The organism is Bradyrhizobium cajani (assembly GCF_009759665.1).
In the GTDB taxonomy this organism is placed as follows: Bacteria; Pseudomonadota; Alphaproteobacteria; order Rhizobiales; family Xanthobacteraceae; genus Bradyrhizobium; species Bradyrhizobium cajani.
On record NZ_WQNE01000003.1, the window covers coordinates 223,657 to 239,088 of the forward strand.

Annotated in this window: 13 protein-coding genes; 6 read left to right on the forward strand and 7 right to left on the reverse strand. The window is 64.1% G+C overall.

Annotation, left to right across the window (positions count from 1 at the left end; genetic code table 11):
- The first annotated feature begins 6 nt into the window (after positions 1-6).
- Together GPL20_RS06020 and GPL20_RS06025 are read left to right on the forward strand one after the other, a co-directional pair.
- Positions 7-1,374 carry an LLM class flavin-dependent oxidoreductase gene (locus tag GPL20_RS06020; protein WP_157328650.1) on the forward strand — a complete coding sequence of 456 codons (1,368 nt, stop codon included), beginning with the start codon at positions 7-9 and terminating at the stop codon, positions 1,372-1,374.
- Positions 1,375-1,389: 15 nt separating this feature from the next.
- Positions 1,390-2,175 carry a fumarylacetoacetate hydrolase family protein gene (locus tag GPL20_RS06025; RefSeq protein ID WP_157328652.1) on the forward strand — a complete coding sequence of 262 codons (786 nt, stop codon included), beginning with the start codon at positions 1,390-1,392 and terminating at the stop codon, positions 2,173-2,175.
- A 131-nt stretch (positions 2,176-2,306) separates the two neighbouring features.
- Here GPL20_RS06025 and GPL20_RS06030 read toward each other — a convergent pair whose 3' ends face one another.
- Positions 2,307-2,762 (reverse strand): Lrp/AsnC family transcriptional regulator, encoded by a 456-nt coding sequence (locus GPL20_RS06030; RefSeq protein ID WP_157328654.1) that lies wholly within the window; start codon positions 2,760-2,762, stop codon positions 2,307-2,309.
- 153 nt (positions 2,763-2,915) lie between these two features.
- Here GPL20_RS06030 and GPL20_RS06035 point away from each other — a divergent pair, with 153 nt between their 5' ends.
- The gene (locus GPL20_RS06035) at positions 2,916-6,347 is read left to right on the forward strand and encodes an indolepyruvate ferredoxin oxidoreductase family protein (protein ID WP_157328656.1); all 3,432 of its coding nucleotides are present in this window, start codon (positions 2,916-2,918) and stop codon (positions 6,345-6,347) included.
- Between the two features lie 12 nt (positions 6,348-6,359).
- Here the strand turns inward: GPL20_RS06035 and GPL20_RS06040 are convergent, their stop codons facing one another.
- Complete coding sequence (locus GPL20_RS06040; RefSeq protein WP_157328657.1) at positions 6,360-7,271, reverse strand: LysR family transcriptional regulator; 912 nt, start codon at positions 7,269-7,271, stop codon at positions 6,360-6,362.
- A 272-nt stretch (positions 7,272-7,543) separates the two neighbouring features.
- Here GPL20_RS06040 and GPL20_RS06045 point away from each other — a divergent pair, with 272 nt between their 5' ends.
- The 3 genes from GPL20_RS06045 to GPL20_RS06055 all read left to right on the forward strand — a co-directional run bounded on the left by GPL20_RS06045 (position 7,544) and on the right by GPL20_RS06055 (position 10,933).
- Complete coding sequence (locus GPL20_RS06045; protein ID WP_157328659.1) at positions 7,544-8,725, forward strand: HlyD family secretion protein; 1,182 nt, start codon at positions 7,544-7,546, stop codon at positions 8,723-8,725.
- Positions 8,726-8,834: 109 nt separating this feature from the next.
- Positions 8,835-10,445, forward strand: a complete 1,611-nt coding sequence (locus GPL20_RS06050) for an MDR family MFS transporter (protein WP_157328661.1) — start codon at positions 8,835-8,837, stop codon at positions 10,443-10,445.
- Positions 10,446-10,471: 26 nt separating this feature from the next.
- Positions 10,472-10,933, forward strand: a complete 462-nt coding sequence (locus GPL20_RS06055; RefSeq protein ID WP_157328663.1) for a carboxymuconolactone decarboxylase family protein — start codon at positions 10,472-10,474, stop codon at positions 10,931-10,933.
- A 172-nt stretch (positions 10,934-11,105) separates the two neighbouring features.
- Here GPL20_RS06055 and GPL20_RS06060 read toward each other — a convergent pair whose 3' ends face one another.
- The 5 genes from GPL20_RS06060 to GPL20_RS06080 all read right to left on the reverse strand — a co-directional run bounded on the left by GPL20_RS06060 (position 11,106) and on the right by GPL20_RS06080 (position 15,353).
- On the reverse strand, positions 11,106-11,966 hold the full coding sequence (locus GPL20_RS06060) for a D-amino-acid transaminase (protein ID WP_157328666.1): 861 nt from the start codon (positions 11,964-11,966) through the stop codon (positions 11,106-11,108).
- 190 nt (positions 11,967-12,156) lie between these two features.
- A complete protein-coding gene (locus tag GPL20_RS06065; RefSeq protein WP_157328668.1) occupies positions 12,157-12,888 on the reverse strand; it encodes an amino acid ABC transporter ATP-binding protein in 732 nt (243 codons plus the stop codon).
- Positions 12,889-12,896: 8 nt separating this feature from the next.
- Complete coding sequence (locus GPL20_RS06070) at positions 12,897-13,589, reverse strand: amino acid ABC transporter permease (protein ID WP_157328670.1); 693 nt, start codon at positions 13,587-13,589, stop codon at positions 12,897-12,899.
- A 4-nt stretch (positions 13,590-13,593) separates the two neighbouring features.
- Positions 13,594-14,325 carry an amino acid ABC transporter permease gene (locus GPL20_RS06075; RefSeq protein ID WP_254125791.1) on the reverse strand — a complete coding sequence of 244 codons (732 nt, stop codon included), beginning with the start codon at positions 14,323-14,325 and terminating at the stop codon, positions 13,594-13,596.
- 116 nt (positions 14,326-14,441) lie between these two features.
- The gene (locus GPL20_RS06080; RefSeq protein WP_254125793.1) at positions 14,442-15,353 is read right to left on the reverse strand and encodes an amino acid ABC transporter substrate-binding protein; all 912 of its coding nucleotides are present in this window, start codon (positions 15,351-15,353) and stop codon (positions 14,442-14,444) included.
- Positions 15,354-15,432 lie beyond the last annotated feature (79 nt).

Consider the following 15,432-nt stretch of genomic DNA (forward strand, 5'->3'; position numbering starts at 1 on the left):
AGCAGCATGACGAGGCAGATGGTACTGGTCGGCTTCCTCCAGGCGCAAAACTGCACCAACCTGCCGAGCTCGTGGCGACATCCCGCCTCGCGGGACGATTCGATGTCGGCGGATTATTACCAGGAGATCGCGAAGATCCTCGAAGCCGGCAAGTTTCACATGGCCTTCTTCGACGATCGCCTGGCGATGCCGGACCGCTATGGCAACGACCATGCCCACACCGTCGAATACGGCATTCGCTGCGTGAAGATGGATCCGCTGATCGTGCTGACGACAATGGGGATGGTCACCGAGAAGCTCGGGCTTGGGGCAACCTGCTCGACCACCTATTACGAACCGTTCGACGTCGCGCGCCGCTTCGCAACGCTCGACCTGATGTCGGGCGGACGCGCCGGCTGGAACGTCGTCACCTCGCTTAACGATGGCGAGGCGCTCAACATGGGCCGGGACTCTCATCCGGAACATGATTCCCGCTACGACCGCGCCGATGAGTTCATGGAGGTCGTGCTCGGCCATTGGGACACCTGGGAGGACGGCGCGCTCATCATGGACAAAAACAGCGGCCGTTTTGCCGATCCGGCCAAGGTGAAGCGGCTCGATCACAAGGGCCCGTTCTTCAAGTCGCGCGGACCGTTCACCGTGCCGCGCTCGGACCAGGGCCATCCCGTGATCATCCAGGCCGGCGCGTCGGGCCGCGGCCAGCGCTTTGCCGGGCGATGGGGCGAAGTCATCTTCACCGCGGCGCGCAATCTGGCCGGCGCCAAGGACGGATATGCGGCCGTCCGCAACGAGGCCGCCAAGGCCGGCCGCGATCCCGACCAGATGTTCCTCTGCAACCTGACGACACCGGTCTGCGCCGCGAGCAAAGCCGAAGCCGAAGACAAGATGGCGCTCATCAACAAGCTGCCGCTCCAGATCGACGCGCTATCGCTGCTCGCCGAAGCGCTCAACTACGATTTCGCGTCCAAGGACCTCGACGAGCCGCTGACGACGGACGAGCTGAAGAGCATGCAAGGCATCTTGGGCATTCGCGATGGTGTGCTGAAGAACTCGGGCAAGAGCAACCCGAGCGCGCGCGACTTCGTCACATTTTCCGGCCGCGGCCAGGTCCAGGACGCGATGGTCGGCGGTCCCAAGGAGATTGCGGACAAGCTCGAGGAGATGTTCGTCGAGCGCGGCTGCGACGGCTTCGTCATTGCCGCGACGTATGTGCCGGGCTCCTATGCGGACTTCGTGCAGCACGTCGTACCGGAGTTGCAGCGGCGCGGCTTGTTCCAGAAGGACTATCGCGGCAAGACGCTGCGCGAGAATCTCGGACTCAGGCGGCCGGCGGCGGAAGCCTGGAAGGTCCCGCCACGCGATGCCGCGGAATAACAACAAGGACACACGATGCGCTGGCTGAAATTCACCGCCTCGGACAAGACCTCCTGGGGAATCGTTGAAGGCGATCAGGTGATCGCAGTCGATGGCGATCCCTTCGGCGAATGGCAGCGCAGCTCGCGCACGCATCCGCTGGCGCGGGTCAAGATCGAGCTGCCGCTGATCCCGCGCACCTTCTACTGCGTCGGCCTGAACTATCTGAAGCACCTGAAGGAGGCCGCCGACAAGCGCGGCGAGGTGCCGGCGGTTCCCGACCGGCCCGAGATCGGCTATCGCGCGCAGAACGCGCTGATCGCGCATGACGAGGAGGTCGTGATCCCGTCCTTTGCGACGGACAAGATCCACTATGAAGGCGAGCTCGTCGTCGTCATCGGCAAGAAGGTGAAGCACCTCACCAGGCAGAACGCGATGGATTGCGTGTTCGGCTACACCATCGGCAACGACGTCAGCGAGCGCAGCTGGCAGAAGGCCGACCGCAGCCTGTGGCGCTCCAAAAACGCCGACACGTTCAAGCCGATGGGCCCGTGGATCGAGACCGAGGCCGATCTCGCTAAAATACAGACCATCGTCAGGGTCAACGGCAGGGAGACCAACCGCTTTCACACCAACGACATGATCTTCGGCGTCGTGCCGTTCCTGGTCGAGCTGACCAAGTATTTCACGCTGTGGCCCGGCGACGTGATCTGGATGGGCACCGACGGTGCTTCGCCGGACATCAAGCACGGCGACGTCGTTGAGATCGAGATCACCGGCATCGGGACGTTGCGGAACAGGTTTGTGCGGGAGCAGCGGTAGCCCCAACGCACAATGCCGTAGGGTGGGCAAAGGCGCGTAAGCGCCGTGCCCACCATCCATCAACAATTACGCGCGAAGAGGTGGGCACGCTTCGCTTTGCCCACCCTACGGCAGCTCACTTGCCGCGACCATCAAAACGGCAGAGCCACGCCGGTCTTGATCTCCTTCAGCACCACGTTGCTGCGGACGTAGCGGATGCCGGGGATGCGGAACATGAACTCGTCGAGGAATCGGTTATAGGCCGCCATGTCCTGCACGACCACGCGCAAATGATAGTCGGCATCGCCCGTGGTCGCAAAGCACTCCAGCACCTCGCGGCGCTTCGTGACGCTGGCCACGAATTCGTCGACGAATTTGGCGTCGTGCCGCTCCAGCGACACGTGGAGGATGGAAGACATCGCAAAACCCGCCTGCTCGCGCGCGACCAGCGCGGCATAGCCCTTGATGACGCCGCTCTCCTCCAGCGAACGCACCCGGCGCCAGCAAGCCGAGGTCGACATGCCGACCTCCTCCGCAAGCTGCTGGTTGGTGGCGCGGCCGTCCTTCTGGAGGTGCGCGAGAATCCGTGTGTCCTGCTCTTCGATCATGGGGCCTCCCAAGACGACAACATCTACCAAATTTGATCCCATGACGCAAAATTCTACCGAAATATTGATCCACTCGGGATAAATAGGTAATACTTACCAGCCTCCCGGGCATAACCTTCCATCATCAGGGCAGGATGCCGCGCGAGGTCCGCCATGGACGCCATTCCGTCACTCGACACCTACGAACTCTCCGACCGCTACGACCGCGACGAGGGCCGCGTCTTTCTCACGGGCACGCAGGCCATCGTCCGTATCGCGCTCGACCAGGCGCGGCGCGACCGCGCGCGCGGCCTCAACACTGCCGGCTTCATTTCCGGCTATCGCGGCTCGCCACTCGGAGGCGTCGATCTCGAACTGTGGCGCATCGAGGAGCGGCTGAAGCGGGACCGGATCGAATTCCTGCCCGCCGTGAACGAGGACCTCGCGGCGACCGCCGTGCTGGGTTCGCAGCAGGTCGAGACGCAAGCAGATCGCGAGGTCGATGGCGTGTTCGGACTGTGGTACGGCAAGGGCCCCGGCGTCGATCGCTCCGGCGATGCGCTCAAGCATGGCAACGCCTACGGCTCCTCGCCGCATGGCGGCGTGCTGGTGGTCGCCGGCGACGATCATGGCTGCGTCTCATCCTCGATGCCGCACCAGTCCGACGTCGCCTTCATGAGCTGGTTCATGCCGACGCTGCACCCCGCAAGCGTCGGCGAGTATCTCGAGTTCGGCGAATATGGCTACGCGCTGAGCCGCTTCTCCGGCATGTGGGTCGGCTTCAAGGCGATCTCGGAGATCGTGGAGTCGGGCGCATCCGTCGCGCTCCGCCCGCCGCGTGCCTTCCATGCGCCAGAGTTCACGCCGCCGCCGGGCGGCCTGCACTATCGCTGGCCGGACCTGCCGGGCCCGCAGATCGAGGAGCGGCTGGAGGCGAAGAAGCACGCGGTGTATGCCTTTGCGAAGGCCAATCCGATCGACCGCCACATCTACGACATTCCGAACGCGACCTACGGCATCGTCACCACGGGCAAGGCCCATCTCGACCTGATGGAAGCGCTGCGGCTGATGGGCCTCGATGAAGCGGCCTGCCGCAGCATCGGCATCGACATCTACAAGGTCGGCATGGTCTGGCCGCTGGCGCTGCATGACGCGATGGAGTTCGTGAAGGGCAAGCGCGAGATCCTCGTGGTCGAGGAAAAGCGCGGCATCATCGAGAGCCAGTTCAAGGAGTATTTCTACGACTATCCGGGCACCAAGCCCGAGCGCATGGTCGGCAAGCACGACGAGCGAGGGGCGCGGCTGATCTCCTGGATCGGCGAATTGTCGCCGCGCGCGCTCGCCGGCGTGCTCGCGCGCCGGCTCGATCCGATGTTTCCGGGCCTCAATCTCGCTGCACGCGCCGCCGCCCTGATGCCAGAGGCCGCGCGCACCATCAACGTCAGCGGCGCGACGCGCACGCCCTATTTCTGCTCGGGATGTCCGCACAACACGTCGACAAAGGTGCCGGAGGGCTCGAAGGCGCTGGCCGGCATCGGCTGCCATTTCATGGCGAGCTGGATGGACCGCGAGACCTCGTCGCTGATCCAGATGGGCGGCGAAGGCGTGAACTGGGCGGCCTCTTCGCGATTCACCGGCCACAAGCACGTGTTCCAGAATCTCGGCGAAGGCACCTATTATCACTCCGGCTCGATGGCCATCCGGCAGGCGATCGCGGCCAACGCCAACATCACCTATAAGATCCTGTTCAACGACGCCGTCGCAATGACCGGCGGCCAGCCGGTCGACGGTCCCGTCAGCGTGCATGCGATTGCGCACAACGTCCGCGCCGAAGGCGTTGGGCGCATCGCGCTTGTCTCGGACGATCCCGCGCAGTTTTCGCCGGCGGATCTACCCGACGGCGTGACCATTCATCCGCGCGAGGAGATGGACACCGTGCAGCGCGAGCTGCGCGAGATCCCCGGCGTATCCGTCCTGATCTACCAGCAGACCTGTGCCACGGAGAAGCGGCGGCGGCGCAAGCGCGGGCAGATGGCCGATCCCAAGCGCTTTGCCTACATCAACGACCTCGTCTGCGAGGGCTGCGGCGATTGTTCGGTCGAGTCCAACTGCCTCAGCGTCGAGCCGAAGGAAACGCCGTTCGGCCGCAAGCGCCAGATCAACCTCTCGACCTGCAACAAGGATTTTTCCTGCCTCAACGGCTTTTGCCCGAGTTTCGTCACCGTCGAGGGTGCGACGCGCCGGAAGAAGAGCGCGAGCCAGATTGATGCCATCGGCCGCGCAGCCACGCTTCCCCTGCCCGCCTCTGCAACGCTCGACCGGCCTTACGACCTGCTGGTGACCGGGGTCGGCGGCACCGGCGTGATCACGGTCGGCGCGCTGATCGGCATGGCCGCGCATCTCGAACGATGCGGCGTCTCGGTGCTGGATTTCACCGGTTTTGCGCAGAAGTTCGGGCCCGTGCTGAGCTACATCCGTCTGGCGCCATCTCCCGAGGCGCTGCACCAGGTGCGCATCGACCAGGGCGCGGCTGATGCGCTGATCGGCTGCGACTTCGTCGTGAGTTCCTCGCCAAAGGCGTCCGGCACCTATCGCCGCGGCACGCGCGCCGCAATCAACATTGCGGAGATGCCGACCGGCGACGTCGTCCGCTTCCGCGATGCCGATCTCGCCTCGCCCGCCCGGCTGCGCGCCATCGGCCACGTGGTCGGCGACGCCAATCTCGACACGATCAACGCCAATGCGCTGGCGGAACGGCTGCTCGGCGATGCCGTCTATGCCAACATCATCATGCTGGGCTTTGCCTGGCAGCGCGGCCTGGTTCCTGTCTCGCTGCAAGCTCTGCTGCGTGCCATCGAGCTCAACGGTGTCGCCGTCGATCGCAACAAGCACGCCTTTGCCTGGGGCCGGATCGCCGCCGCCGATCCGGAATTTCTGCCGAAGTCTGACAACGCAGCCAAGGCTGAAACGCTCGACCAGCTCATCGACCGCCGCGCCGATTTCCTCACTGCCTATCAGAACGAGGCTTATGCGGCGCGCTACCGGGCGATCGTCGCGAGGGTCCGCAGCGCCGAGTCCGCTCTGAACAGCGAGATGCTGACCGAGGCGGTCGCACGCTCCCTGTTCAAGCTGATGGCCTACAAGGACGAATACGAGGTGGCGCGCCTGCACATGCAGAGCGACTTCATCGACGAACTGAAGCGGGAGTTCGACGGCGACTACAGCATCACGTACCACCTCGCGCCGCCGTTTCTTACCTCACGACGCGACGCCCGCGGCCGGCCACGCAAGCGCGCCTTCGGCCAGTGGATCCAGACGCCGCTCGCCGTGCTCGCGCGATTGAAGGGGCTGCGCGGGACGCCGTTCGATCCGTTCGGCTACACGGCCGAACGGCGCGCGGAGCGGGAACTGATCGGCTGGTATGAAGGCCTGATCGAGCGGATGCTCGGCGAACTCGACGCTGCGCGTCTGGCAGATCTCATCACCCTGGCCAAGGCCCCCATGAACATCCGCGGTTATGGACCCGTGAAGGAGATCGCGATCACGACGGTCAGGGCCGAGGTGGAATCCCTGCTGGCTCGCCCGGTAACGGCGCAGGTGGCATGACCGCCGCACCGCTCACGAATACGGATTGATCAGCTTCTGCTGCTCTGCGCTGTGGTGCACGAGCATGTCGATGAAGGTCCTGACCTTCGCCGACAAATGATGGCGATGCGGGTAGACCGCGTTCATCGACATCTCGACCGGGCGATATTCGGGCAGGAGCCGAACGAGGTGGCCTGCTTCGAGGTCGCCCTGGGCAAGAAATCCGGCCATGAGGCAGACGGCCGCGCCCTCCAGCGCCGCAGCCCGCAGTGCCTCCCCGCTATTCGTGACGAAGCGCCCCGAGATGCGTACCGACGCCGGAGCGCCCTTGCGGTCGAAGAAGCGCCATTCGTCGCCAAACGGATAGTTCAGGTGACGGGCGCAATTGTGCGCGGCAAGCTCGTCGAGCTTCTGAACGCGACCATGCCTCTCGAGATAATCGTGCGAGCAGCACAGCACGTGGCGCCAGGTGGCGAGGCTGCGGACGATCAGGCTCGAATCCGGCGGCGCGGTCATGCGCAGGGCAACGTCGTAGCCTTCCTCGATGAGATCGACGTCGGCCTCTCCCATGCGCAGATCGACCTTGAGCTCCGGATAGGAGGACAGGAGCTGCGCCACCACCGGCGCGACGAACGGCACCATGTGGGTGGCGATGTGGATGCGCAGCGTCCCCCGGGGCACCGACTGCAATTCGCTCGCGATGTCGTCGGCCTGTTCGAGATCGGCGAGGATCTGCGTGGCGCGGTCGTAATAGGCCCTGCCGATCTCGGTGAGGCTGACCTTGCGCGTGGTGCGGTTGAGCAGCCTCACCCCGAGCCGGTCCTCCAGCGCCTGAACATGATTGCTCACCATGGTGGTCGACATGTTGAGCTTGCGGGCTGCTGCGGAGAAGCCGCCGGTCTCGACCACCCGGCTGAAGACTTCGAGGCTGGTCAATCGGTCCATGCCACCTGATTATCCGCTCTTGATCGATAATCGCAAGGAATTCGCTTGGATTATCTATCAGATCACCCAGATTGCGACATGACGCACGCCTTAGCCGCAATCGCGACAGGCGGGCAATCGCTCTGGGGCAGTCACGCCCGGGTTCGATACGATCACGACCATGGCAATACTCTCGGACTATCCACCCCTGGTGGATAATCCTTCCAGGATTTCGCCGATTATCATGGGATCCAGGAAGACAGATAATCTCAGCAGGCCGCCAGGAGATCGCCATGTCCGAGATGCCCCGCACCGAAAACTTCCAGCAAGCAACTGAAATCACTCAGGATTACTCCAAGGCGTCGAGACCTTTGCCGGCCCGGACCATGGTCCGGCGCGGGGCGTTGGTGCTCGCACTCCTCGCAGGCACGGCAACGGCCGGCTACTACGGACACGACTACTGGACCAACGGCCGCTACCTCGAATCCACCGACGATGCCTATGTGAAGGCGGACTCCACGATCATCGCGCCAAAGGTTTCGGGCTACATCGCGAAGGTGCTGGTCGGCGACAACGAGAAGGTCAGGGCCGGGCAGGTGCTGGCCAAGATCGACGACCGCGACTTCAAGGCGGCCCTCGACCAGGCCCGCGCCGACGTCGCCGCCGCCGAAGCCTCGGTGCGCAACATCGACGCCCAGCTCGAACTCCAGCAGCCGATCATCGAGCAGAGCACGGCCGACGTCGCAGCGGCCGACGCCAATCTGAAATTCGCGCAGGAGGAGCGCGCCCGCTACGACGACCTGATGAAATCGGGCTCCGGCACGATCCAGCGTGCACAGCAGACCGATGCGGCGCTGCGCGCCAGCAATGCGCAATTGCAGCATGCGAAATCGGGCCTCGTGGCCGCAGAGCGTAAGGTCGACGTGCTCACCACCCAGCGCGCCCAGGTCACAGCCCAGCTCGATCGCGCCCGCGCAGTCGCGCAGCAGGCGGCGTTGAACCTGTCCTATACCGAGATCACCGCGCCGGTTGACGGCACGGTCGGCGCCCGAAGCTTGCGCGTCGGCCAGTACGTGCAGGCGGGCACGCAATTGATGGCGGTGGTGCCGCTCGATGCGGTCTATGTCGTTGCGAACTTCAAGGAGACGCAGCTCACGCATGTGCGTCCAGGCCAGCCGGTTGAGCTGCGCATCGACAGTTTCCGCGACAAGCCCCTGCGCGGCCATGTCGACAGCCTGTCGCCGGCGAGCGGGCTCGAATTCGCCCTGCTGCCACCGGACAACGCCACCGGCAATTTCACCAAGATCGTGCAGCGCGTGCCAGTGAAGATCGTTCTCGACGACCATAACCTGACCGGCCTGCTGCGACCGGGCATGTCGGCGGTGCCGACCGTCGACACCAAGCAGGCGGCGCTGGCCGATCGCGAGACGGCCAGGCGTCTTGCCGACAATACATCTCGCCCGAAAGGCGGCTGAAGCTGACAAGGGTCGCGGCACGATCATACGAACGATCCTTGCCCGACTTGCTCGATATCGATCCATCCGCCCGATGCATCCTGTCTCCGTAACGGAAGACGAGGCTCCCATGAGCACGCTCCAACCGCCCCTGAACGCCGCAGCCAGCCTTCCCGCCCCTGCCGCGCCCGCCACGCCGGCCGTTTCCACCAAAACCTGGATCGCGGTGATCGGGGCGACGCTCGGCGCCTTCATGGCGGTGCTCAACATCCAGATCGTCAACGCTTCGCTCGCCGACATCCAGGGCGCGATCGGCGCCGGCATCGACGACGGCGGCTGGATCTCGACCTCCTATCTGATCGCCGAGATCGTGGTGATCCCGCTGTCCGGCTGGCTCGCGCAGGTGTTCTCGATCCGGATCTATCTCCTCACCAACGCGGTCCTGTTCCTTCTTCTGTCCGCAGCCTGCGCGCTGGCGCAGGATCTGTCGCAGATGATCGTGCTGCGCGCCGTGCAGGGTTTTACCGGCGGCGTGCTGATCCCGATGGCCTTCACGCTGATCATCACGCTGCTGCCGCGCGGGAAGCAGCCGGTCGGCCTTGCACTGTTCGCGCTGTCGGCAACGTTCGCGCCGGCGATCGGCCCGACCATCGGCGGCTATCTCACCGAGAATTTCGGCTGGCAGTACATCTTCTACGTCAACCTCGTGCCCGGCGCGATCATGGTCGGCATGCTCTGGTACGCGCTCGACGCAAAGCCCATGAAGCTGTCGCTGCTGCGCGAGGGCGACTGGGTCGGCATCATTACCATGGCGATCGGCCTGTCGGCGCTCCAGACCGTGCTGGAGGAAGGCAACAAGGACGACTGGTTCGGTTCGCCGTTCATCGTGAAACTGTCGGTGATCGCCGTCGTTGCGCTGACCGCCTTCCTGATCATCGAGCTCACGGTGAAGAAGCCGCTCTTGAACCTGCGCCTGCTGGTGCGCCGCAATTTCGGCTTCGGCATGCTCGCGAACTTCCTGCTCGGCGTCGCGCTCTACGGTTCGGTGTTCATCCTGCCGCAATATCTGGCGCGCATCCAGGGCTACAATGCCGAGCAGATTGGCATGGTGCTGGCCTGGACCGGACTGCCGCAGCTCGTGCTGATCCCGCTGGTGCCGCGCCTGATGCAGAAATTCGATGCCCGGATCGTGATCGGCGTCGGCTTCGTGCTGTTCGCGGCCTCCAACTTCATGAACATCTACATGACCAGCAACTACGCCGCCGACCAACTCCTGTGGCCTAACGTCGTCCGTGCGATCGGGCAGGCGCTGGTCATGGCACCGCTGTCCGCGGTGGCAACCGCCGGCATCGAAGCGGAGAACGCCGGCTCGGCCTCCGGCCTGTTCAACATGATGCGCAATCTCGGCGGCGCAGTCGGCATTGCGCTGTTGCAGACCGTGCTGACCAAGCGCGAGCAGTATCACTCCAACGTGCTGATGCAATCGGTCTCGGTGTTCGAACAGGCCACCCGGACGCGGCTGGAGCAACTGACCCAGTATTTCATCAATCATGGCGTCCTCGACCGTGCGGACGCCGCGCATCGCGCCTATGTCGCGATCGGACGTATCGTGCAGAAGCAGGCCTATATCCTCGCCTTCAGCGACACTTTCTATCTGCTCGGCATGGCGCTGATCGTGGCTCTGATCGCGGCCCTGTTCCTGAAGAAGCCTGGCCATGTCTCGGCCGGCGGCGCACACTGACATCCACCCAAGAAAGGAGAACGACCATGAAGCCCCGCATGAACTACTACCAGGCCGCGCCCGACACGATCAAAGCACTGATGGCACTGGAGACGCAGATCCAGTCAACGGGCCTGGAGAAGTCGCTGATCGAACTGGTCAAGATCAGGGCCTCGCAGATCAACGGCTGCGCCTTCTGCATCAACATGCACACCGAAGACGCGCGCAAGCGCGGCGAGACCGAGCAGCGGATCTATCTGCTGAACGCCTGGCGCGAATCCCCGCTTTATTCCGACCGCGAGCGCGCGGCGCTGGCCTGGACGGAATCGGTGACCCTGATTTCACAGACGCACGCGCCCGACGACGTCTACGAGCAGGTCCGCGCGCAGTTCTCCGAGGAGGAGACCGTGAACCTGACCATGCTGATCGCGGCCATCAACGCCTGGAACAGGATCGCGATCTCGTTCCGCGCGGTTCATCCGGTGAAGGTGAAGGCGTCGGTGGCGTGAGGGGTGGCGCGGGGCATACGGCGGGACGAACACGGCGCCGCCTCCACATCCTCAACTGTCATGCCCCGCGCAGGCGGGGCATCCAGTACGCCGCGGCCTCTCGACTCTAGCCTCGCCGTCTCTGGAATACTGGATCGCCCGCCTTCGCGGGCGATGACACCGGGTGTGCCGCCTAAACCGCCGTCGCCTTGGCGAACTCCACGTAGATCTCGCGCAGGCGCGTTGCCATCGGGCCGGGTTTGCCGTCGCCGATCTTCTTTCCGTCGATCGCAACCACGGGCTGGACGAACAGCGAGGCCGACGTCGCAAAAGCCTCCTTCGCAGCCAGCGCCTCGGCGACCGTGAAGGAACGCTCCTCGACGCGGAGCTGGCGCTCTTCGGCGAGCGCCACCACGGCCTTGCGGGTGCAGCCCGGCAGGATCGCGTTGGAGTTCTTGCGGGTCACGATGACGTCGTCCTTGGTGAGGATGAACGCCGAGGACGAGCCGCCCTCGGTGACATAGCCGTCTTCCAGCATCCAGGCTTCGCCGGCACCGGCTTCGGCCGCGGCCTGCTTCGCCAGCACCTGCGCCAGCAGCGCCACGCTCTTGATGTCGCGCCGTTCCCAGCGGATGTCGGGCACCGTGATCACGTTGATGCCGGTCTTCGCCGACGCCGCATTGATGATGTCCTTCTCCGAGGTGAACATCACCAGGCTCGACTTGACGTCGCCCTTGGGGAACGCGAAGTCGCGACCCTTGTCGGCACCGCGCGTTACCTGGAGATAGACGAGGCCGTTCTCGACCTTGTTGCGCGCGATCAGCTCCTTCTGGAGCTCGGTGATGCGCTCGACCGTCTCCGGCAGCTTCAGCTTGATCTCGCCGACCGAGCGCTCCAGCCGCGCCAGGTGCGATGCATTGTCGACCAGCTTGCCGTCGAGCACGGCCGAAACCTCGTAGATGCCGTCGGCGAACAGGAAGCCCCGGTCGAGGATCGAGACTTTCGCGTCCGAGAGCGGGACGAATGAGCCGTTGACGTAGGCGATCGAGTCCAAGGCAGGTCTCCTGGCGGGAAAAAGGGGGATTTGACGCGCTTATACGCGAAATGGGGGAAGCGATCACCCCTCGTTTCGTCATTCCGGGGCATTCGCGCAGCGAATGAGCCCGGAATCCATTTCGCCTCGCGGACTGCCGCCCAATGGATTCCGGGCTCGCGCTGTCGCGCGCCCCGGAATGACGACGGGGTTAGTGGGAAAGAATCTTCGACAAGAACTTCTGCGCGCGGTCGCTGCGCGGCTTGCCGAAGAAGTCGTCCTTCGCGGCGTCCTCGACGATCTCGCCGCGGTCCATGAAGATCACGCGGTTGGCGACCTTGCGGGCAAAGCCCATTTCGTGGGTGACGACCATCATGGTCATGCCTTCGCGGGCGAGGTCGACCATGACGTCGAGCACCTCGCTGATCATCTCGGGGTCGAGCGCCGAAGTCGGCTCGTCGAACAGCATGGCGATGGGGTCCATGGCGAGCGCGCGCGCAATGGCGACGCGCTGCTGCTGGCCGCCGGAGAGCTGGGCGGGAAACTTCTGCGCATGCTCCTTCAGGCCGACGCGCTCGAGCAGTTGCATGCCCTTGGTCACCGCCTTGTCGTGCGCCCGGCCCAGCACCTTCTCCTGCGCGAGGCAGAGATTGTCGATGATCTTGAGGTGCGGGAACAGCTCGAAATGCTGGAAGACCATGCCGACGCGCGAACGGAGCTTCGGCAGATCGGTCTTGGGATCGTTGACCTTGATACCGTCGATGCTGATGTCGCCCTTCTGAAACGGCTCCAGCGCGTTGACGCATTTGATCAGCGTCGACTTGCCCGAGCCGGAGGGACCGCACACCACCACCACCTCACCCTTGGCGACGCTGGTGGTGCAGTCGGTCAGCACCTGGAAGGTCGGGCTATACCATTTATCGACGTGGCTGATTTCGATCATGACAGGCCCTAACGAATGATGGCGATGCGCGCCTGCAGGCGACGGACGCCGAAGGACGCGATACAGGAGATGGTGAAGTAGACGACTGCCGCGAACAGGTACATTTCGACCAGGCGCCCGTCGCGCTGGGCCACCTTGCTCGCCGCTCCGAGGAAGTCCGTGATCGACAGGACGTAGACCAGCGAGGTGTCCTGGAACAGCACGATGGTCTGCGTGATCAGGACCGGCAACATGTTGCGGAAGGCCTGCGGCAACACGACGTAGCGCATGGTCTGCGCGTAGGTCAGGCCCAGCGCGCTGGCAGCGGCCGGCTGTCCGCGCGAGATCGACTGGATACCGGCACGCATGATCTCGGAGAAATACGCGGCCTCGAACATGATGAAGGTGATGAGCGAGGACGCGAATGCGCCGACGCTGATCGGGCGCGATGCGCCGGTCAGCCACTGCCCGATATAGGGCACGAGGAAGTAGAACCAGAAGATGACCAGCACCAGCGGCAGCGACCGCATGAAGTCGACATAGAGGCCGGCGATCCGGCCGAGCAGCTTGAGGCCGGAGAGGCGCATCAGGGCCAGTGCCGTGCCGAACACCAGACCGCCGAGGGCTGCCAGCGCCGTCAGCGTCAGCGTGAACGTCATGCCCTCGTAGAACAGGTAGGGCAGCGCGCGGCGGATGACATCGAAATCGAAACTTCCGAGCATGGTGCTATTTCCCCGTGATGTAGCCTGGGATCGCGACCCAGCGCTCGAGGAAGCGCATTGCGGTCACGACGACGGCGTTGACGAGGAGGTAGAGGATGGTTGCGGCGGTGAAGGCCTCGAACACCTGGAACGAGAATTCCTGCATCGAGCGCGCCTGTCCGGTCAGCTCGAGCAGGCCGATGGTGATGGCGACCGCCGTGTTCTTGATGGTGTTGAGGAACTCCGACGTCAGCGGCGGCAGGATGATGCGGAACGCCATCGGCAGCAGCACGTAGCGATAGCCCTGCACGGTGGTGAGGCCAAGCGCGGTCGCCGCCATCTTCTGCCCGCGCGGCAGCGAGCCGATGCCGGCCTGCAACTGCACGGCGACGCGCGCCGACATGAACAGGCCGACGCCGATCGCCGCCGTCCAGAACGGCGCGTTCGGCAATTGCTTCAGCCAGAGCCCGGCAGCCTTCGGCAGAATCTCCGGCAGCACGAAGAACCACAGGAAGAGTTGCACCAGGAGCGGCATGTTGCGGAAGAATTCGACGTAAGCGAAGCCGAACCAGTAGGCGCCCTTCGACGGCAGCGTGCGCATGACGCCGACGATCGAGCCGGTGATCAGCGCGATGACCCAGGCCAGCGCCGCGGTCTTGAGGGTCAGCGCCAGTCCCGCCAAGAGCATGTCGAGATAGGTGCCGGTCCCCATCGGGTTCGGCTGGAAAAAGATTCCCCAGTTCCAGTTGTAGTTCACGTGTCCCCCGCGCGAACGCGCCAGTCATGGATGTCCTGACCGCCTATGCAAATGTCCGGCCACCCTGGTGTCAAGTGTGGCCGGACATGATCCCGATCGAAAGATCGAGGTCTACCTTACTTATAGTCGTCCGGGTTCGGCGAATCCGTCGGCTTGGCGAACTCGTTCTTCAGCTCGGCCGAAATCGGCGTGTTGAGGTTCAGGCCCTTCGGCGGGATCTTGGCCGTGAACCATTTCTCGTAGATCTTCTGGGCCTCGCCGGAGGTGTAGAGCGCAGCGGTTGCCGCATCGACCACCTTCTTGAACGGCGCGTCGTCCTTGCGCAGCATGATGCCGTAGGGCTCGGGCTTGGAGAACGCATCCTTGGAGATGGCGTAGTCATCCGGCGACTTCGAGCCGGCAACGAGGCTCGCCAGCAGAATGTCGTCCATGACGAAGGCGACCGCGCGGTCGGTCTCGACCATCAGGAAGGCTTCGGCGTGGTCCTTGGCCGGAATGATGTTGGCGCCGAGGCCTTTCGCGACGTTGGCCTCGGTGAGCTGCTTGATGTTGGTGGTGCCGGCGGTCGAGACCACCGCCTTGCCCTTGAGGTCGTCGATCGACTTGAGGCCGCTCGACTTCTTGAAGACGTAGCGGCTCGCGGTCAGGAAGTGGGTGTTGGTGAAGGCGACCTGCTTCTGACGCTCGGCGTTGTTGGTGGTCGAGCCGCATTCGAGGTCGATCGTACCGTTGGCCATCAGCGGAATGCGCGTCGCGGAGGTCACCGGGTTGAGCTTGACTTCGAGCTTGTCGAGCTTGAGTTCCTTCTTCACGGCGTCGACGATCTTGTAGCAGATGTCCATCGCGAACCCGACGGGCTTCTGGTTGTCGTCGAGATAGGAGAACGGGATCGAGGAGTCGCGGAAGCCCAGCGTGATCGCGCCGGTGTCCTTGATGTTCTTCAGCGTGCCGGTCAGCTCCTGGGCCCCGGCCTGGCTGACGGCGAAGGTCGCGGCGAGCGCGAGCCCGATGTGACGGAAATGTTTCACTTTTTTCTTCCCCTTTCGGATGATGCGGCCCGGATGCAAGCACAAATCGAGCCGGATTAGAATGTGACTTTCGGCTGGA